The 18,848-nt window shown below is 65.9% G+C and carries 20 protein-coding genes; 6 read left to right on the forward strand and 14 right to left on the reverse strand.

Annotated features, from left to right (window positions below; genetic code table 11):
* Positions 1-3: 3 nt before the first annotated feature.
* The 4 genes from J8I29_RS12220 to J8I29_RS12235 all read right to left on the reverse strand — a co-directional run bounded on the left by J8I29_RS12220 (position 4) and on the right by J8I29_RS12235 (position 4,174).
* Complete coding sequence (locus tag J8I29_RS12220) at positions 4-807, reverse strand: ABC transporter permease (RefSeq protein ID WP_209431840.1); 804 nt, start codon at positions 805-807, stop codon at positions 4-6.
* Entirely contained in the window at positions 807-1,703 is an 897-nt protein-coding gene (locus tag J8I29_RS12225; RefSeq protein ID WP_209431841.1) for an ABC transporter permease, read from the reverse strand. The genes J8I29_RS12220 and J8I29_RS12225 overlap by 1 nt, the downstream gene beginning before the upstream one ends.
* Before the next feature lie 170 nt (positions 1,704-1,873).
* On the reverse strand, positions 1,874-3,037 hold the full coding sequence (locus tag J8I29_RS12230) for an extracellular solute-binding protein (RefSeq protein WP_209431842.1): 1,164 nt from the start codon (positions 3,035-3,037) through the stop codon (positions 1,874-1,876).
* 48 nt (positions 3,038-3,085) lie between these two features.
* Positions 3,086-4,174, reverse strand: coding sequence for an ABC transporter ATP-binding protein (locus J8I29_RS12235; RefSeq protein ID WP_209431843.1), 1,089 nt, complete (start codon positions 4,172-4,174; stop codon positions 3,086-3,088).
* Between the two features lie 181 nt (positions 4,175-4,355).
* Between J8I29_RS12235 and J8I29_RS12240 the strand changes: the two genes are divergently transcribed.
* A complete protein-coding gene (locus J8I29_RS12240; RefSeq protein WP_245196896.1) occupies positions 4,356-5,150 on the forward strand; it encodes a helix-turn-helix transcriptional regulator in 795 nt (264 codons plus the stop codon).
* Here J8I29_RS12240 and J8I29_RS12245 read toward each other — a convergent pair.
* Both J8I29_RS12245 and J8I29_RS12250 read right to left on the reverse strand, forming a co-directional pair.
* Positions 5,147-5,929, reverse strand: a complete 783-nt coding sequence (locus tag J8I29_RS12245) for a methyltransferase (RefSeq protein ID WP_209431845.1) — start codon at positions 5,927-5,929, stop codon at positions 5,147-5,149. The genes J8I29_RS12240 and J8I29_RS12245 overlap by 4 nt on opposite strands.
* Positions 5,926-6,150, reverse strand: coding sequence for a DUF2007 domain-containing protein (locus J8I29_RS12250; RefSeq protein WP_209431846.1), 225 nt, complete (start codon positions 6,148-6,150; stop codon positions 5,926-5,928). The genes J8I29_RS12245 and J8I29_RS12250 overlap by 4 nt, the downstream gene beginning before the upstream one ends.
* A gap of 114 nt (positions 6,151-6,264) precedes the next feature.
* Here J8I29_RS12250 and J8I29_RS12255 point away from each other — a divergent pair, with 114 nt between their 5' ends.
* Together J8I29_RS12255 and J8I29_RS12260 are read left to right on the forward strand one after the other, a co-directional pair.
* Entirely contained in the window at positions 6,265-7,281 is a 1,017-nt protein-coding gene (locus J8I29_RS12255; protein ID WP_181161147.1) for a polyprenyl synthetase family protein, read from the forward strand.
* A gap of 87 nt (positions 7,282-7,368) precedes the next feature.
* Positions 7,369-7,947, forward strand: a complete 579-nt coding sequence (locus tag J8I29_RS12260; RefSeq protein WP_105862395.1) for a DUF1993 domain-containing protein — start codon at positions 7,369-7,371, stop codon at positions 7,945-7,947.
* Position 7,948: 1 nt separating this feature from the next.
* Here J8I29_RS12260 and J8I29_RS12265 read toward each other — a convergent pair whose 3' ends face one another.
* Positions 7,949-8,431, reverse strand: a complete 483-nt coding sequence (locus tag J8I29_RS12265) for a MarR family transcriptional regulator (protein WP_105862394.1) — start codon at positions 8,429-8,431, stop codon at positions 7,949-7,951.
* A 106-nt stretch (positions 8,432-8,537) separates the two neighbouring features.
* Between J8I29_RS12265 and J8I29_RS12270 the strand changes: the two genes are divergently transcribed.
* Positions 8,538-8,951: a VOC family protein gene (locus J8I29_RS12270; RefSeq protein WP_209431847.1), complete on the forward strand. Its 414-nt coding sequence runs from the start codon at positions 8,538-8,540 to the stop codon at positions 8,949-8,951.
* A gap of 95 nt (positions 8,952-9,046) precedes the next feature.
* Here J8I29_RS12270 and J8I29_RS12275 read toward each other — a convergent pair whose 3' ends face one another.
* Positions 9,047-10,465, reverse strand: a complete 1,419-nt coding sequence (locus J8I29_RS12275) for an MFS transporter (protein ID WP_245196897.1) — start codon at positions 10,463-10,465, stop codon at positions 9,047-9,049.
* Positions 10,466-10,640: 175 nt separating this feature from the next.
* On the opposite strand from J8I29_RS12275, the gene J8I29_RS12280 reads away from it, so the two are divergent.
* Positions 10,641-11,543 carry a LysR family transcriptional regulator gene (locus tag J8I29_RS12280; RefSeq protein WP_209431849.1) on the forward strand — a complete coding sequence of 301 codons (903 nt, stop codon included), beginning with the start codon at positions 10,641-10,643 and terminating at the stop codon, positions 11,541-11,543.
* Between the two features lie 167 nt (positions 11,544-11,710).
* Here the strand turns inward: J8I29_RS12280 and J8I29_RS12285 are convergent, their stop codons facing one another.
* The 6 genes from J8I29_RS12285 to hisD all read right to left on the reverse strand — a co-directional run bounded on the left by J8I29_RS12285 (position 11,711) and on the right by hisD (position 18,055).
* On the reverse strand, positions 11,711-12,157 hold the full coding sequence (locus J8I29_RS12285; RefSeq protein ID WP_209431850.1) for an NUDIX hydrolase: 447 nt from the start codon (positions 12,155-12,157) through the stop codon (positions 11,711-11,713).
* Positions 12,158-12,285: 128 nt separating this feature from the next.
* Entirely contained in the window at positions 12,286-13,113 is an 828-nt protein-coding gene (locus tag J8I29_RS12290) for an ABC transporter permease (RefSeq protein WP_105862389.1), read from the reverse strand.
* A complete protein-coding gene (locus J8I29_RS12295; protein WP_209431851.1) occupies positions 13,110-14,285 on the reverse strand; it encodes an ABC transporter permease in 1,176 nt (391 codons plus the stop codon). The genes J8I29_RS12290 and J8I29_RS12295 overlap by 4 nt, the downstream gene beginning before the upstream one ends.
* Positions 14,282-15,346, reverse strand: a complete 1,065-nt coding sequence (locus J8I29_RS12300) for an ABC transporter ATP-binding protein (protein ID WP_209431852.1) — start codon at positions 15,344-15,346, stop codon at positions 14,282-14,284. Before J8I29_RS12300 ends, J8I29_RS12295 begins: the two co-directional genes overlap by 4 nt.
* Before the next feature lie 190 nt (positions 15,347-15,536).
* Entirely contained in the window at positions 15,537-16,586 is a 1,050-nt protein-coding gene (locus J8I29_RS12305; RefSeq protein ID WP_105862386.1) for an ABC transporter substrate-binding protein, read from the reverse strand.
* Between the two features lie 167 nt (positions 16,587-16,753).
* Positions 16,754-18,055: a histidinol dehydrogenase gene (gene hisD, locus J8I29_RS12310; RefSeq protein WP_209431853.1), complete on the reverse strand. Its 1,302-nt coding sequence runs from the start codon at positions 18,053-18,055 to the stop codon at positions 16,754-16,756.
* Between the two features lie 189 nt (positions 18,056-18,244).
* Between hisD and J8I29_RS12315 the strand changes: the two genes are divergently transcribed.
* A complete protein-coding gene (locus J8I29_RS12315; RefSeq protein ID WP_209431854.1) occupies positions 18,245-18,790 on the forward strand; it encodes a cupin domain-containing protein in 546 nt (181 codons plus the stop codon).
* Positions 18,791-18,848 lie beyond the last annotated feature (58 nt).

Below are 18,848 nucleotides of genomic sequence, written 5' to 3' on the forward strand. Positions count from 1 at the left end.
TTTCTATCGGCGCTTGCGCAGCAGGAACTGGGCGGCGAGCACCATCAGCACCGAAGCCACCAGCACCAGCGTGGCGATGGCGTTGATCTCCGGGGTGACGCCGCGGCGAATCGAGGCGAATACATAGATCGGCAGGGTGGTCTGGGCGCCGGCCACGAAGAAGGCGACGATGAAATCGTCGAAGGAGAAGGTGAAGGAGAGCAGGAAGCCCGCCAGGATGGCCGGGAGGATCTGCGGCAGCACGATGGAGCGGAAGGTGGTGAAGGGCGTGGCGTAGAGGTCGCTCGAAGCCTCGACCAGGTCCCTGCTCAGGCTGCCGAGCCGGGCCCGCACGATCATGGTGACCAAGGCCATCGAGAACAGGCCGTGCGCGGCGATGATCGAGCCATAGCCCAGGCCCAGCCTGGGCGGGGTGTCGCCGGGCCAGATCGCGCCGAGCACCGGGTTGGCGAAGGCGAAGACCTGCACCAGCGCCACCAGCGTCGCGATGCCGATGACCACGCCGGGCACCACGATGGCGGCGCCGAACAGGGCATCGAAGACGAGGCGCGTACGGGCGCCGACGCGCGCAAGGCCGAGGGCGGCGGCAGTGCCGAACACCGCGGCGAGGGCGGCGCTGCTGGAGGCGACCACCAGGCTGTTGCGCAAGGCCTCCATCAGGAACGGATTGGCGAGGGCGGCGGCATACCATTTCGTCGAGAAGCCGACGATCTCGCTGGCGTTGCGGCCGGCGTTGAAGGAGAACAGGACGAGCAGCCCGATCGGCAGATAGAGGAAGGCGAAGACGGCGGCGACGAAGGCTCTCATCAGATCAGGTCCACCTGCCGGGCGCCGGAGACGCGCGCCGTGATGCGGTTAGCGATCAAGAGCACCACGACCGAGGCGACAACCAATGTCACCGCGATGGCCGAGCCGAACGGCCAGTTGCGCGATTGCAGGAAGAGGTCAACCAGGGCATTGCCGATGAAGAAGACCTTGCCGCCGCCGAGCAAGGACGGGATCAGATATTCGCCGAGCAGCAGGATCATCACGAGGCTGAAGCCCGTCATCACGCCGGGCAGGGACAGGGGCAGGGTGACGCCGAAGAAGGTGGAGGCCGGCGTGGCGCCGAGGTCGGCCGAGGCTTCGAGCAGGCGGCGGTCGAGCCGTTCCAGGCTGACATAGATCGGCAGGATCATCAGCGGCAGATAGCCATAGACGATGCCGACCAGCACCGAGCCCGGCGTGTTGAGCAGCCTGATATCGGCAATGCCGACGAGGTCGAGCAAGGCCGGGATGCCCCGCGAGCCGAGGATGTACATCCAGGCATAGGAGCGCATCAGCAGGCTGGTCCAGAACGGGATGACCACCAGCGCCAGCAGGATCAGGCGCCAGCGCGGCGGCGCCTTGACGGCGAGGTAATAGGCGACGGGATAGGCGACCAGCAGGCAGGCGAAGGCGCCGGCCGGCGCCAGGATCAAGGTGTTCCAGAAGGCGGTCGAGCGCGCCCCGAGATTGGCATATTGGGCCCAGGAGAGGGCGGCCTGATAGCCGCCCTCCGGCGCCCGCTCGCCGACGCTGAAGACGAGCACGGCGATGAAGGGCAGCACCAGGAAGACCACGAGCCAGGCGCTCGCCGGGGCGAGCAGCAGGGTCGTCACGAGAGTGCGGCGGGCGCGGGAGGAAGCCACGGGTAAGATTCCGACGGAAGGACGGGACTGCATTGGTGCAAATGTGCTCAGCGTGGGAATGCCGTCATTCCCGGCGCCGCCGCAGGTGGCGGGAAGGGAATCCAGGGCCAGGGGCGCCGTGTTGGCCCCTGGATTCCCTTCCCCTCGCTACGCTCGGCCGGGAATGACAGAGCTGCTGGTCTCCAGCCCTCACGAGGGGCCGCTCAGGCCGATTTGAAGCGGGCCATCAGCTCGGCCCGGTTGGGATCGGTCAGCGTCGCCGCAGCCCCGAATTCGAGCGGCGTCAGCAGGTCGGCGGCCGGATAGAGGATGGGATTGGAGAGAAACTCCTTCGGCAGCAGGGCATTGACCCTGGAATCCGTCGAGGGCGCGCCATTGGCGATGTGCTCTTTCACGGCATTTTCCGGCGTCATCAGATAGTTGAGCAGGGCATAGCCGGCGGGCTTGTTGGGCGCGTCCTTGGGAATGGCGTAGAAATCGGTCCAGATCTCGCCGCCCTCCTTGCCGAGGATGTAGCTGATATGCGGCAAATCGCGGTGGAGCTGGGCGCCGTCATTGGTCCAGCACATGGTCAGCCAGGCGTCGTTGGCGCGCATCGGCGGCTGGTAGTCCGAGGACACCGCGTACAGATGCGGCTTGACCTTGATCAGCAATTCCTCGGCCTTGGCAAGCTCGTCCTGCTTCAATGAATTGAAGGAATAGCCGAAATATTTCAGGGCGTTGCCGATGGTGGTGAGCTGGTAGTCATGCACCATGGCGCGGTTGGAGCCCTCGGCCATGGCGATGTCCCAGAAATCCTTCCAGCTCGCCAGCGGCTTGGTGAGCTTCTGGGTGTTGACCGCAAAGCCGGTGGTGCCCCAATTCTTCGGCACGGCATAGACCGTGCCGTCGACGGTGCCCTCGGCCGTGAAGCGGGCATCCTCGGTGGGGGCGCTATAGGCCGGCAGCTTGGCAAGATCGATGGCGTCGATGAGCCCGAGCTTCTTATAGGTGGAAATGGTGTAGTTGGTCGGCACGAACAGGCTCCAGCCAGTCGCGCCGGCCTGCAGCTTGGCCAGCATCTCCTCGTTCGAACCGAAGACGTTGACCTCGACGGCGACGCCCGTCGCCTTGGTGAAATTCACGAAGGTCTGCGGGTCGTGATAATTGGGCCAGGTGGCGATCGACATCTTGTCGCCGAGGTCGCCGGCGGCATGAGCGGGCCCGGGCAGGACGCCGTTCTCGCGGCCGAGGACGGCCATCGCCAGGCCCAGGCCTGTCGCGCCCAGGAAATGGCGGCGGCTGATCGAGCCCCTCCGGTAGCGCAGCAGCTGGTCGACAAAGCCCTGAGCCGAGATCGGCAGGCCGTCGCGATAGGATTTCGACATGGCTCATTTCCCTCTGGTGGTGCCGCTTTACGCGGTTTTTCGGATCGTTCAGGCGGCGAAGGCGAGTGGGGCTCCCGGTGCGAAGCCGATCGAGACGCTGTCGCCAAGTCCCTTGAGGCCCGGGCCCTGCGCCAGGTGGTCGGCGGCGACCAGGATTGTGCCGACGTCCCTGACGTCGATGGCATATTCGGCCGTCGAACCGAGAAAGATGCGGTTGTGCACGGTGCCGCGCAGCCTCGGTCCGTCGCCGGCTTCCAGGCGCATGGCTTCAGGGCGGATGCTGACGCGCGCGGCTTGGCCGGGCCGAAGCGGGGCATGGCTGCGGGCCTGGAGCGTGGTGCCGTCGGCCAGCACGATGCTGGCCGCCTTTCCGTCGACCTCGGTGACCTTGCCGTCGAGGAAATTGGACTTTCCGACGAAATCGGCGACGAAGAGGTCGGCCGGATCGTCATAGATCTGGCTGGGTGCCCCGGTCTGGACGATATGGCCCTTGTTCATCACGCAGACGAGATCGCTCATCGAGAGCGCCTCTTCCTGGTCATGGGTGACGAGCACGAAGGTGATGCCGAGGGACCTCTGCAGGTTCTGCAGCTCGAGCTGCATCTCGGTGCGCAGCTTCTTGTCGAGAGCGGCGAGCGGTTCGTCGAGCAGCAGCACGGCGGGCTTGTTGACCAGCGCGCGGGCCAGCGCGACGCGCTGCTGCTGGCCGCCGGAGAGCTCGTGGATGCGCCGGCGGCCATAGCCTGAGAGGCGCACCATGGCGAGCGCCTCGTCGACGCGCCGGGCGATCTCCGAGCCTGGCAGGCGGGGCCGGGCCTGGCGCAGGCCATAGGCAATGTTGTCGCCGACGCTCAGATGCGGAAACAGGGCATATTGCTGGAAGACCATGTTGACCGGGCGGCGATAGGGCGGCGTGCCCGCCATGTCCTGGCCACGGATCATCACCTGGCCGCTGCTCGGCTGTTCGAAACCGCCGATCATGCGCAGGCAGGTGGTCTTGCCGCAGCCCGAGGGCCCGAGCAATGCGACGAAAGCGCCGCTGGGAATGGCGAGGTCGATGCCATGCACCGCAGTGACCTCGCCATAGCGCTTGGCAACGGCGCGAAACTCGATGTCGGGCGAGGTCGTATCGTTCATCCGCGCTGGTCCCCTCGGTCGATGCCGGGCCTTATCGTTCCGGCCGGTTGTTCTTGCTTTTCGGCCCTTATGCGAAAGGAAAGCTAGCAGAGCCGATTTCCTATCGTATATACCCAACAGGGGGTATATGCTGCATGTTTGTTCAGCACAGGGGGTAGAAATCGGCAGCTCCAGGCATAATTTGGCGGCATCTACGGCGCTGGCAGACGCGATAAAGGCGGCGGGGCGCAGCGGTTCGGGTGACTTCGAGCGCGCCTTGCTGGCTTGGCTCGGGCTGCATGCGCGGTTCGACCACAGTGTGGTGTTCGCCTATCGCGGCTCGGCTCGGCCGCCGATGCTGTACGAGACCTTCTCGCCCGCCGAGAGCCATGTCTTCGTGGCTCTCTACCAGGATGGCGCCTACCTGCTCGACCCCTTCCATCGCGCCGCGATCGGGGGATGCGAAGGCTTCCGGCGCATGCGTGAGCTGGCGCCCGATCGGTTCTACACCAGCGAGTATTTTCGCTCCTATTACAGTCAGACGGGCCTGGCCGAGGAGGTCGGCTTCTTCGTTCAGCTCCCCGAACAGACCTCGGTGGTATGGTCGCTGATGCGCCTGGCCGCCTCGGGGCCGTTCGGCACCGCGGAGGTGCGCGGACTGCGCGACCTGACCCCGATCGTGCTCGCGCTCTGCGCGCAGCATTGGCGCGACCTGCCGGAGTTCGGTGAGGCCGGCAGCCGGGTGACGACGTTGCCGCTGCCGGGCAGCGATCTCGACCGGGCCCGGCTCTGGGCCAGCCAGTCGCTGACGGCGCGGGAAGGTGAAATCGTCAATCTGGTGCTGCAGGGGCACTCGTCGGATTCGATCAGCCGCCTGCTGCATATCTCGACGGGCACGGTGAAGGTGCATCGCCGCAACATCCACCACAAGCTCGGCATCCATTCCCAGGCCGGCCTGTTCGCCCGCTTCCTCTCGCTCCTGAACGAAACGGGCTAGGCTCGAGGCGGGTCCTGCCAGTCGATCGTCGCTTCGCCGCGATGCAGGGCATCCGCTTCGGCTGTGAAGCCGCCGTCCTCGGTATGCAGGACCAGCGGCGGCAGCAGGAGGAAGGGCGCGCGCGATCCCTTGACGGTGCGGATGAGAAGGCGGACTGCCGGCGTGCCGGCCCGAGGCTGCACGGGCTTGACCCGGATGTCGCCGAAGCGGCGGTCGAGGCTTGCCAGCAGCCTGGGCAGGGCGTCGGGCCGGTGGATGAGGGCGAGGCTGCCCCTGGCGCGCAGGAGGGCGAGGGCGCACAGGATCCAGGCTTCCTCGTCGGCCTGGCCATGCACATGCGCGCCGGCGCGATAGGCATCGGGTGCCGGGCGAATCGTGCCAGGAAGGTGGAAGGGTGGATTCATGATGACGTGGTCTGCCGTGCCGGGAACCAGGGATTGACCCCTGGCAGGACGCCGGGTGACGTCGGCCTCGAGCGTGGCCACGCGCTCGACAAGGCCGTTGCGTGCTGCATTCTCGGCCGCTAGAGCCGCGATGGCCGGGTCGATCTCCACCAAGGCGACGCGGCACCGAGGGCAACGGATGGCAAGGCCGAGGCCGGCGGCGCCGATTCCCGCCCCGAGGTCGTAGACCACCTCGTCGGCGGCCGGCGAGAGGCAGGCAGAAAGCAAGGCGGCGTCGGTTCCGACCCGATGGCCCCGGCCCGGTTGGGCGAGCTGCAGCCGGCCGCCGAGAAAGGCCGAGAGCGTTGTCCCGGTCCCGGGCTCGGTCTTGGTCACGGCGTTCGCAGCTCCTTGCCGAGACCCGCTTCGGTCAGACGCCGGCGCGCCAGCACGCTCTGGTCGGCGTCGACGAGGATGCGGCGCTGGATCATGCCGAGCGAGCCTTCCAGCACGCTCATATGCGTGTCGAGCACGAGATGGACCACGCCCGCCTCGGTCAGCAAGGCCTCGATATAGGAGATCAGCACGGGATCATTGGTACGAACGATTTCTTCCATACAGCAATCGTTGCGATTATCGCGACAATTGCAACGAGCTTGTTGGCGCGACAACAGCGAGCTTGTATGCGGAGCCGCGCATTTCTATGGTGCCGGCAAAACGGAGTGCATGTATTGGGCGTCGTTGTCGCATTCGAGGACAAATCCGGGTCGCAAGGCTCGCTTCAGCCGATCGTCGACCTGACCAAGGCGGATATGGCGCGAGTCAACACCACCATCCTGTCGCGGACGGGGTCGGAGGTGACGATGATCCCGGAAGTCGCCAACCATCTGATCTCCTCCGGAGGCAAGCGCCTGCGCCCGATCCTGACATTGGCGACCGCGCAGCTCGCACGCTACCGGGGCGATGGCCATGTGAAGCTCGCGGCCTCCGTGGAATTCATGCACACGGCCACGCTTTTGCACGACGACGTCGTCGACGAGAGCGACATGCGGCGCGGCAAGCCGGCCGCCCGCATGCTGTGGGGCAATGAAGCGAGCGTGCTGGTCGGCGATTTTCTGCTCGGCCAGGCTTTCAAAATGATGGTGGAAGTCGGCTCGCTCAAGGCGCTCGACATTCTCTCGACCGCCGCAACCGTCATCGCCGAGGGCGAAGTGGCCCAGCTCGCCGCGGCCAAGAATACGGCGACCACGGAGGACGAATATCTGGCGGTGATTCGCGGCAAGACGGCCGAACTCTTCGCGGCTGCCTGCGAAGTCGGCCCGGTCCTGGCCGAGCGGCCCAAGGATGAACAGGCCGCCTGCCGTTCTTTCGGCATGAATCTCGGCATTGCCTTCCAGCTCGTCGACGATGCGCTGGATTACGGCGGTTCTGACGCCAAGCTCGGCAAGAATGTCGGCGACGATTTCCGCGAGGGCAAGATCACCCTGCCGGTGGTGCTGGCCTTCCGGCGCGGCAACGAGGCCGAGCGCGACTTCTGGCGCCGCACGCTGGAGCGCGGCGAGATCGAGGAGGCCGATCTCGAGCATGCCATCGGCCTGATGCGCCGCCACAAGACGCTGGAAGACACCATCGAGCGCGCGCGTCACTATGGCGCCATGGCCAAGGACGCCCTGGCGCTGTTCGCCGACAGCCCGATGAAGTCGGCGCTGGCGGACGTGGTGGAGTTCTGTATCGGCCGCGCTCACTGAAGCGTCGGCCGGTCCTCCTCGGCCGGATGTGGAATTCTGCAGGCATATCCATGTGGGCGGCCCGAGGCCGTCCGGGGAAGCAAGCCCATGGCTGACCTTTTCGACGTTTCCGTACCGGTTTTCCTACGCTATCTCAGCAATCTCGATGCGATCCTGGACAAGACGGCCGAGCATCTGCAGCACCAGGGCACGGAGCAGGCGGAGGTTCTCAACCTCGCTTTGCAGCCGAACATGTTCCCGTTGAAGTGGCAGGTTCGGATCGCCCTGGGCTTTTCCATCCGCGCCATCAATCCGGTGCTGCAGCAGCCGATCATGCTGGATGACGGCCCGATCGATTCGATCGAAGACATCCGCCTGCTCCTGGGAAGCACCATCGCCCGGCTCAGGAGCGTTTCGCGACGCGATTTTGCCGGCGGGGAAGCCAGGCTGGTGCGGGAAAAGGCCGGCCAGGCCGTGTTCGAGGCCAGGGCCGTCGACTTCGTCACCCAATATGCCTTGCCGAACTTCTTCTTTCACCTCGGCATGGCCTATTCGATCTTGCGCCTCGCCGGCTGCCCGATCGGCAAGGGCGATTTCGACGGCTTTCATCAGTATGAAGCCGGCGTCAATCTGGTGGCGGAAGCGCAGCCGCAGTTACAGCCGCTGATGCAGCGGCTGCCCGGTTGAATCAAAGTGCGGTGATCAGCTTTCGGAGCAGGCCATTGAGGGTCTCCTGCTCCGTCCGCGTCAGCACCGACAACAGCCGCTCCTCATTGGCCACGTGGCGCGCGATGGTCTCGTCGATCACCGCCTTGCCGGCCTCGGTGAGGGCGATCAGCTTGCCGCGACGATCATTCGGATCGGGGCGCCTCTCGACCAGCCCGGCGCGTTCCAGCCTGTCGAGGCGATTGGTCATGCCGCCCGAGGAGATCATCGCCGCTTCATAGAGTCGGGTCGGCGAAAGCATATAGGGTTCGCCCGAACGCCGTAACGTGGCCAGGACGTCGAATTCGCCGGGCTGCAGGCCCGCTGCGGCGAAGAGCGGGTTCATATGGTCGCGCAGCACCCGTTCGGACGCATCGGACAGGCGGCCGAACACCGCCATCGGCAAGGAGGGGAGGTCGGGTCGTTCGCGAGCCCATTGTTCGACGGCGGTATCGGCGCGGTCCATCGGCAAGTCTCTCGATAGAAAGTATCTTGACATTAAGATACTTTCTATTTACTAACATGGTAGCGAGACAATAGGACAACTCGCCCATTCGGTGAAGGAGGAAATGATGGCCAGGATGATTTTCTTGAACCTGCCGGTGCGCGATCTCGCCGCCGCCACCGCATTCTATGTCGCCCTGGGCGGCGAGGTGAACCCGCAATTTTCCGACGAGCAGACCACATCGATAATGCTCTCCGATGCGATCGTAGTGATGCTGCTCACCCATGAGCGCTACGGCCAGTTCACCCAGCGCCCGATCGGTGATGCGCGCCAATGGAGCCAGGCGCTGATCGCCCTCAATGTCGACACCCGCGACGCGGTGGACGCCACGCTCGCCCGCACCACGCAAGCGGGCGGCAAGGCCGATCCCAACCCGGCGCAGGATCACGGCTTCATGGTGAGCCGCAGCGTCGAGGATCCCGACGGCAATGTCTGGGAGATCGTGTGGATGGATCCCGCTGCGATGGGGCCCCAGGGCTGAGGCCAGCGCAGTGGTTTCCACATCGTCGAGCCGGGTCGAGCCCGGCTATGACAACCCGGAGCTTTTCTCCATTCGGCGAACCGTGCATTGGCAACTCAGTGCGAGTCCTGGGCTTGCCCGGCACGGCCCGCCGCAACGCGCGTTCCGGCGGCGAGAATGATCGCGGCCACCATCAGGAGCGCCGCGGTCCCGAAAGTTGCCTCCATGCCGAAGGAGACGGCTTGCGCAGCGGCCTTGGCGATATCGCCCGTTCCCGCGGCGAGGTGGAAGACGGCGCCCATGGCCGAGGCCCCGGTTATCAGTCCGAGATTGCGCGACAGGGTGATGAGGCCTGACGTCACGCCCCGCCGGTCCGCCGGAATGCTCGCCATCACGGCGGTGTTGTTGGCGGCCTGGAAGAGCTGATAGCCCGGGGTCAGCACGGCGATGCCGGCTAGATAGCCCGCGACGCCGAATGCCGGGCCTGCGGCGGACAGGACGATGGCCCCGAGCGCCATCTCGGCGAGGCCGACGAGGATCAGGCGCGGGGCGCCCAGACGATCGACGATACGGCCGGCAAAGACACCGCTCGCGATGGAAATGACGGGTCCCACCGCCATCACCACGCCGATCACCGCCTCGTCGAGCGCGAGGGCGCGGGCGAGATAGAACGGCCCGACGACGAAGGTCGTCATCATCACCGTGGCGACGAGGGCGCTGGTGGCCAGATTGACACTCAGTCCCTCGCTGCGGAAGGCCGCCAACTGGATCAGAGGCGACCTGACGCGCGCCTCCACCAGCAGGAAGAGCCCGCCTCCGATGACGGTTGCCAACATAAGGCCGGTGCCGATCCAGCCGGAAGCGCTGCGCCCTGTGGTCATCGCCAGGGCGTAGGAGGCGAGCGTTGCGGCCAGCAGCAACGTGCCGAGGCTGTCGAAGCGGCTGCGCACATGCTGGGATTTGTCGCCGTCAGCAGGAAGAAAGCGGCCGGCAAGACAAAAGGCGAGCACGCTCAGGGGAATGTTGACCAGGAAGATGCTCCGCCAGCCGAGGGCGGAAATCAAGAAGCCGCCGAGCGATGGCCCCAAGGCGGTGCCAACCGCCGACATCGTGCCGAGCAGCCCCATGGCGCTACCTGTCCTCTCCTTGGAAACGGCTTCGCCGACCATCGCCATGCCGAGTGCCGCCATGACGGCGGCACCGAGGCCCTGGACGGCGCGTGCGGCCACCAGCAGCGCGAATGTCGGTGCCATCGCGCAGCAGGCCGAGGCGGCCGTGAACAGGAAGAGCCCGGCCAGCAGCAGCCTGCGCCGGCCGATGATGTCTCCCAGGCGCCCGGCGCTGACGACCAAAGTGGTCATTGCCAGCAGATAGGCCAGAACGATCCACTGCACCTGTTCGAATGAAGCCGAGAAAACCGAGGCCAGGGAAGGCAGGGCGACATTGGCGATGCTGGTGCCGAGCGACGACAGCAGGATACACAGACAAAGGCCGACCAGCGCGCCGTGGAACATGGGAGCGGGCCGTTCGTGCATCCTTGCATCGTCTCTCGTGGCTGATTTCGGCATGAATTGGATCTTCCGCGGTTCTGAAGGGAGGAACCGCTGGAGGATAAGCCTGCGCCCGGCATGGCGGAACACGCATCATTTGCACTTCATTCGTGCATGAGACGGCATGCCAGGAGTGCGGGTGGGTGCTATGATCGGGCCTATGTCGCTGCCCGATTTCAATCTCCTCATCACCCTAGACGTCCTGCTGACCGAAGGCAGTGTCGCCGGGGCTGCCCGCCGCCTGCGGCTCAGCCCTTCGGCGATGAGCCGCACCCTCGCCCGTTTGCGCGAGACGACCGGCGATCCCCTGCTCGTGCGGGCCGGCCGCGGCCTCGTGCCGACGCCGCGGGCGCTGGAACTGCGCGAACGGGTCGGCCCGCTCGTCCAGGCGGTCGAAAGCGTTCTTCGTCCTGCGGAAGCGCTCGATCTGAAAAAGCTCACGAGAACCTTCACCCTTCGCAACAGGGAGGGTTTCGTCGAGAATTTCGGAGCCGATCTCATAGCTCATATCCGCGAACAGGCGCCGGGGGTCACGCTCCGCTTCGTGCCGAAAATCGACAAGGAGAGCACGCCTTTGCGCGATGGCAGCGTGGATCTGGAGACGGGCGTCATCGGTGACTCGACGGGGCCGGAAGTGCGTGCGCAGGCGCTGTTCCGCGATCGGTTCGTCGGCGTGGTCAGGATGGGACATCCCCTGAGCGGGGCACCGATCACGCCGGCCCGCTATGCGCAGGCAAGTCACGTCCTGATCTCCCGCCGGGCCCTCTATAAGGGGCCTGACGATGGCCGGCTCGAGGCACTCGGGCTCAAGCCGAACATCGAGACCATCGTCAGCGGTTTTTCCGAAGCCCTGGCCCTGGCCCGTGCGACCGACCTGGTCGCCACCGTGCCGGAGCGTTCCACCGGCCGGCTGCGTGCTGGGATGTTCTGCTTCCCACTGCCATTCGCCTTGCCGGAGATCACGATCTCGCTGCTCTGGCACCCACGCCTCGACGCCGATCCGGCCCATCGCTGGCTGAGGGACTGTGTCCGCAAGGTCTGCATCGAGCAGCTTGCCGGTTAGGTCTGCTCACAACGGTACTTATACCTGCCGCCTCGCGCGGACCGTACTTCTTCCTGGGACCGCCAGCATGTTGCTGCCTGCTGGAGGGGCGGCCGGTACGGGCGGAAAGAGCCAGCAACATGCTGGCGGTCCCGGGAAGGGGCCTTCTCTATACGGCGAGGCCGACCCTATGGCGCCATGGCAGGCTTCAGGCCGGACAGCAGTTTGGCGAGGCCGGGGTCGTCCACGATGATGGAGGCATCGCCGAGGCCCATCCATTGCACGCGGCGCTCGGCCTGTTCCTTCCAGGCCGGCAGCGTGCCGGTGACGCGCAGGGGATAGACATTGACCTTGATCCGTTCGAAGCGATCGGTCAGGCGTTTCCAGTAGACGAAGGAGCCGAGCGCCTTCTTGCGCGGCTTGCCGGTCAGCCCTGCTTCCTGCTCGGCCTCGATGCGCGCGGCGACATGATCCTTGCGCCCCTTGATCGGCCACCCCTTCGGCACCGTCCAGCGATGGGTGGTGCGGGTGGTCACCAGGCAGACCTCGATACGGCCGTCCTTTTCGCGAAGCGGCAGGGCAGCGACCTGGCGGCGCGTCGGATTGGGCAGGATGTCGATGGCGGTACTCGGCATGGTACTCTCACGCTTTTCGGTGGAGCAAAGGCTCCTACGCGCTGACTTGCCGATATCTTTGCTCAGGCGCCGCTATGTCGCCGTGACATGGCGCACGTGCTGGGGCCTCATGACGTGCCGAACAGGTATCACTCCTCCGCCGGCAGCACCTGCTTGCGCTTGCCGAGCAAAGCAAGGATCGCGGCTCCCTTCACAGCCAGGGCCAGGATCAGCGTGATCAGGATGATCAGGAAGGCGGCCGCGGCGATGGCCGGGCTGATGTTCTCGCGCAAGGAAGAAAACATCTGCCGTGCCAGCGTGGTCTGGTTGGGCCCGGCGACGAAGAGGGTGATCACCACCTCGTCGAGCGAGGTAGCGAAGGCGAAGGCCGCGCCGGTGAGGATACCGGGCAGAGCGAGCGGGAAGGTCACGGCGCGGAAGACGGTGCCGGGCGAAGCCCCGAGGCTGGCCGCCGCCCGCTCCAGGGCGGGATCGATGCTGGCGAGCGAGCCGGACACATTGACCAGCACGAAGGGCACGCACAAGACGGCATGGGCGATGATCACGCCGGCATAGGAGGAGGCGAGGCCGAGCCTTGCATAGAGAATCTGCATGCCGACGCCGAGTACCACCGCCGGCACCACCATAGGAAGCAGGAAGATCGAGCGCAGCACGCCGGAGAACGGCACGAGGTTGCGCCGGAGGCCGAGGGCGGCGAGCGTGCCGACCACGGTGGACAGCACCGTCGCGCCGGTGCCCACGATCATGGAGTTGACGATCGAGCGCTGCCAGGCCTCGCTGGTGGCGAGGGTGTCGAACCAGCGGGTCGAGGGCCCCGTCATCGGGTATGTCAAGAACACGCTGTCGGTGAAGGCCAGCGGCAGGATCGCCGCCAGCGGGATGACCAGGAACGCCACCACCAGTGCGCCGAAGGCAAGGCGCAGGGCGTTGAAGGAGCTCTTGCCCAATCCAGTCATGTCTGCACCATCGGCGTGCGCGAGAGTCGTCCATAGACGAAATAAAGCACCGTGGTCGGCACCAGGAGGAAGACGCCCAGTGCCCCGGCCATGCCCCAATTGGCGGTGCCGGTGGCATAGAAGGCGATCACCGAGGAGATCATCTGCTCGTTCGGGCCGCCGACCAAAGCCGGGGTGATGTAGTAGCCGAGCGCCACCATGAAGACGAGCAGCGAGCCCGAGAGCACGCCCGGCATGGCCAGCGGTAGCAGGACGTGGCGCATGGCCCGCAGCGGCGGGGCGCCGAGCGAGGCTGCCGCCGGCATCAGATTGCGCGGGATGGCGACGAGGCTGGCATAGATCGGCAGCACCATGAAGGGCAGCAGCACATGTGTCATGGCGATGAGGATGCCGGTGCGGTTGTAGATCAGTGGCAGCGAGGCATCGATCAGGCCGAGGGCCTTCAGCGTCTGGTTGATCAGGCCGTTCTCCTGAAGGAGGATCATCCAGGCGGCGGTGCGCACCAGCAGCGAGGTCCAGAGCGGCAGCAGCACGGCGAGCAGCAAGAGATTGCGCTTCCAGCCGGTGACGCTGGCCGCCAGCATGGCGAAGGGCAGGCCGATGGCGACGCAGAGCAGCGTGACCTGCAGGGCGATCACGAAGGTGCGCAGCATGATCATGCGGTTTACCGCCATATCGGGCGGCACATTGGCGACGCTGCCATCATCGGCGCGCTTGAGGTCGACCGCTGCCAGCAGGTTGGCGTCGGTATAGGCCGGCATCGAGCGCTTCAGCGCCAGCCAGAAGGCGGGCTGGTTCCAGCGTGGATCGATGCCCGCGAGGGGCGGCGGGCTGTTCTCCGGCGCGTTGCGCACGGCCGTCGCCGTCTTGGGCAGCAGGGTACGGAAGCCCGCCTGCTGGCTGTTGAGGGCGCGGACGGCATCGCCGAACTGCTCCTGCGGGATCGTCGTGCGCAGATCCTTGGCAAGTGCAGCCTGGACCTCGGCCGGCGGCAGGCCGTCGCCCTTCCAGCCGGCGATCGCCTCGGCAGTGAGCGGGAAGGCGTGGCGCACGGTGCCGCCCTGCACGGAGGTGACGATCATCATGCCGAGCGGCCACAGAAAGAAGATGCCGAGAAAGGCGATGAGGGGCAGCACCAGGAGAGCGGCCTTGAGCCGCGCGGCAGCCGTCATGGCAGGACCAGCGTGCAGTCGTCGGGGGCGAAGCCGACATGGGCGTCAGAGCCGATGGGGCGGCTGGCCTCGCGCCTGTCGGCCTTGGCCACCAGCCGGCGTTCGCCGCTCCTGAGATGCAGGCGGACGTGATCGCCGTGATAGACGTCGTCCTCGATACGGACCGGCAGCGTGTTGGCCAGGGCCGGCGCGTCGCTCAGATGCAGTCTTTCGGGCCGCACGGAGACCAGAACCGGCGCGTTCGGCCGGGGCGAGAGCTCGGTGCGGCAGGAGACGGTCGGCCCCAGAGCCAACTCGACGGTGGCGAGGCCGTCCGAACAGGATTTCAGGGTGCCGTCCAGCAGATTGGTCTCGCCGATGAACTCGGCAACGAAACGCGTGCGCGGGCGGTCGTACAGGCCGGATGGTGTGTCGAGTTGCTCGATCTTGCCGAGATTGAGCACGGCGACCCGGTCGGACATGGTCAGGGCCTCGCCCTGATCATGGGTGACGAAGATGACGGTGAGGCCGAGCTTGCGGTGGAGCTCGCGGATCTCGAGCTGCATATGCTCGCGCAGCTGCTTGTCGAGCGCGCTGAGCGGTTCGTCCATCAGCACCACCTTGGGCTCGTAGACGAGGGCGCGCGAGAGGGCGATGCGCTGCTGCTGGCCGCCGGAGAGCTGGGAGGGCTTGCGGTCCTTGAGATGGCCGAGGCGGACGAGATCGAGGGCCTTGGCGACCCTGGCGTCCCGCCTGGCCCGGCCGACGCCGCGCATCTTGAGCGGGAAGGCGACGTTCTCGGCAATGGTCATGTGCGGGAACAGGGCGTAGTTCTGGAAGACCACGCCCATGTTGCGCTTATAGGAAGGCAGGTTCTCCACCCGCGTGCCGTCGACGAGCAGGGCGCCGCTGGTAGGCGCCTCGAAGCCGGCCAACATCATCAGGAGGGTGGTTTTGCCGGACCCGGAGGGGCCGAGCAGGCTGACGAACTCGCCTCGTCCGACATGGAAGTCAAGATCGTCGACGACCTTCATCGTGCCGAAGGATTTGCTGACACCGTCGAAGTGAATGAACGAGTCCATCGGATCCGAAAAGCTCCTTGGGGGATGCTGGGCCCGGGGGGATGCGTGTCATCGCACGCATTGCGGCATGAAGTGATGCGATGCAGATGTAGGACCGCAAGCACAATAGGGCTGAATTCAACGCGATTCCGGGTCAGCGTTGCAGCATTCCATGCCGCAACGCGCCGGAATGACCAAACCTTCGTATTCTCTACTGCCCCAGCCAGGCGTTGAAACGCTTGGTCAGGTCCTCGATGTTGTCGTTCCAGAATTCGGTGTCGATGGAGACCGAATCCGTCATGTTGGCCGGCGAGGTCGGCAGGTCGACGGCGAGATCGGCGGGCACTGCCGCGGCGGCTGCCTTGTTGGGCAGGCCGTAGGCGATGTCCTGCGGCAGCTTGGACTGGTTCTCCGGCAGGCTGGCGAAGGCGATGAAGTCCATCGCCGCATCCTTGTTCGGGCTGCCCTTGAGGATCACCCAGCTGTCGACCGCGTAGATCGAGCCCGGCCACACGCCCTTGAAATGCGTGCCCTCGGTCTTGTTGATGCCGGTGATGCGGCCATTATAGGCCGAGGTCATCACCACCTGGCCCGACTTCAGGAGCTGGAGCGGCTGGGCGCCTGATTCCCACCAGACCATGTCGCTCTTGATCTCGCCGAGCTTCTTGAAGGCGCGGTCGACGCCCTCGGGCGTGCGCAGCACCGTATAGACGTCCTTGGGCGCCACGCCATCGGCCATCAGCGCGAATTCAAGAGCGTATTTGGGGCCGCGGCGCAGGGCGCGCTTGCCCGGGAACTTCTTGGTGTCCCAGAAATCGGCCCAGGATTTCGGCGCTTCCTTCAGCTTGTCGCCGTCATAGGCGAGCTGGGTCGACCAGACGATGGCGCCCACTCCGCAATCGCTGACGGCGCTGTCGATGAACTTGTCCTTGCCGCCGAGCTTGTTCCAGTCGAGCGTCTCGTAGATGCCGTCGGCGCAGCCGATCGCCAGTTCCTCGGCTTCGACCTGGACGGCGTCCCAATTGGGCGTGCCGGCCTTGACCTTGGCCTGCAGCACGCCGATGCCGCCGTCCCAGGCCTCGTCGAGCACCGGCTTGCCGGTCTTCTCGGAGAAGGGCTTGAAATAGATCTTGCGCTGGGCGTCCTGGTAGTTCCCGCCCCAGGATACGACGGTCAGGTCGCGCGCCGAAGCGCCCGCGCCGCCGGCAAGAGCGGTGCCCAAGGCGATGCCGGAGGCAAGAAGAAGGTGTCTAAAGCGCATTGCGGTCTTCCCCACTGGTTCGGTCTCTGGTGTGCGTCGCGGTGTCGCTTTCCTAAGGAAAGGGCCCGCTTCGTCTGTTGCACGCGGCTCGCCGCCGCATGGAATGCTCTCATCGGAACCCGCGAGGCCGCCGATGGCAATGGCAGCGCCCGCGTCCGGTGAAAAAATTAGACGCCGATCTCCGCAAGCAATTGCTTGGGAGCGAGGCGCAAGGCTGCCGCCCGGCGATGGCCCTCCAGCCCCTCGCTGGCGCTCTGCCGGATGGCCGGCGGGGCGACTGCGGCGACGCCGCGCTCGTCCAGCCACTGATGGGTGCAGGTCTTGAGGTAGGATCCGACCCACAGGCCTCCTGTGTAGCGCCCCGCGGCCATGGTCGGCAAGGTGTGGTTGGTGCCGCAGCACTTGTCCGAATAGACCACGCTGGCCGAGACGCCGATGAACAGCGAGCCGTAATTGCGCAGCCTGGCCGCTGTGGCATGGGCGTCGCGCGTATGGACCTGCAGGTGCTCGGCGGCGATGAAATCCGAATAGGCCAGCATGGCCGCTTCGTCCTCGCACAGCACGATCTCGCCGTAGTCGCGCCAGGCGGGGCCGGCGACGTCGGCGGTGGGCAGGTTGGCAAGCTGGCGCTCGACTTCGGCCAGGGTCGCTTCGGCGAGAGCCCTGTCGGTGGTGATCAGGCCAACGCGGGTGCGCACGTCGTGTTCGGCCTGGGCCAGCAGGTCGACGGCGATGGTGACCGCGTCTCCCGTCTCGTCGGCCACCACGAAGATCTCGCTAGGGCCGGCGAGCTGGTCGATGCCGACCAGGCCGAAGACCTGGCGCTTGGCCTCGTTGACGAAGGCATTGCCGGGCCCGAAGATCTTGTCGACGGCCGGGATGCTCTCGGTACCATAGGCCATGGCCGCGATGGCCTGGGCCCCGCCGATCCGGAAGATGCGATCGGCGCCGGAGAGATGGCAGCCGGCGATCATGGCCTGGTGGGCGCCCGGCGGCAGGCAGGCGATCACCTCGTCGCAGCCGGCGACCTTGGCGGGCACGATGGTCATCACCGGCGCCGACAGCAGCGGATAGCGCCCGCCGGGCACATAGGCGCCGACACGGGCGATCGGGATGATGCGATGGCCGAGATGCAGCCCCGGCAGGGCCTCGATCTCCAAAGGCTGGAGCGTGGCGCGCTGGGCCTGCGCAAAGGCGCGCACCCGCTCGATGGCGAATTCGGTATCGGCGCGGGTCTGCGGGTCGAGCGCATCCACGGCGGCCTGGCGCTCGGCGGCGGTCACTTCGAAGCGTTCGACATCGACCTTGTCGAACTCGCGCGAATAGTCGCGCAGCGCTGCGTCGCCACGCTTGCGCACCTCGTCGATCACCTGCTTCACGGTGGCTTCCACGGGAGCATTGTCGGTCAGGGCGCTGCGCCCCGGTGCCTTGATAGGGATGATGCGGGCTTGGATGGCGGCGTCGAGCATTGCTGGCCTTTTCTCTAATTCTTTGTTTCGACGCATTTTCTCAATCGAGAAGTCGACCGACTTCCTGGGAAAATGCTCTGGGAAGCGAGGTGCGCAAGACTTGCCACCGTCAGCGCCCGGCGCAATTGCCCCCGACGGGCTTGTTCAATATATTCACCGCGCCAATGCTGGGAAGGCCGGAGGGGGACGATGAAGATCGGAGACAAGCTGCGCGAATTGCGCCACCGGCGCAAGCTCAGCGTCAGGGAGGTCGCCCTGCGCTCGGGCGTGTCGCATTCCTCGGTATCGCTGATCGAGCGGGACCTGATCAGCCCCTCGCTCGACACGCTGCGGGCCGTTCTCGATGCGCTCGGCACGACGCTGCCGGGCTTTTTCATCGACCTCAAATCCGCACTGCCGCAAAGCCCCTTTTACCGGGCGGCCGACCTGACCGAGATCGGACAGCCGGACGCGATTTCCCATCGCGTCATCGGCCTGGATTATCCCAACAAATCCATGCTGCTGCTGCATGAGGCCTACGCGCCCGGTGCCGATTCAGGCGAGGCCTATGCCCATTCGGCGCAGGAAGGCGGCATGGTGCTGAGCGGGGCCATCGAGATCACCGTCGACGGCAGGGTCGAGGTACTGGGGCCGGGCGACGGCTATTATTTCGATAGCCGGCTGCCGCACCGTTTCCGCAACATCTCGGACGGGCGCAGCGAGATCGTCAGCGCGATCACACCGCCGACCTATTAGACGAGATGCACCCTGGTCGATTTACCGACCATTACTTGGGCTCTCTCCGCATCCAGGG

Source organism: Labrys sp. LIt4, from assembly GCF_017813775.1.
Lineage (GTDB): Bacteria > Pseudomonadota > Alphaproteobacteria > Rhizobiales > Labraceae > Labrys > Labrys okinawensis_A.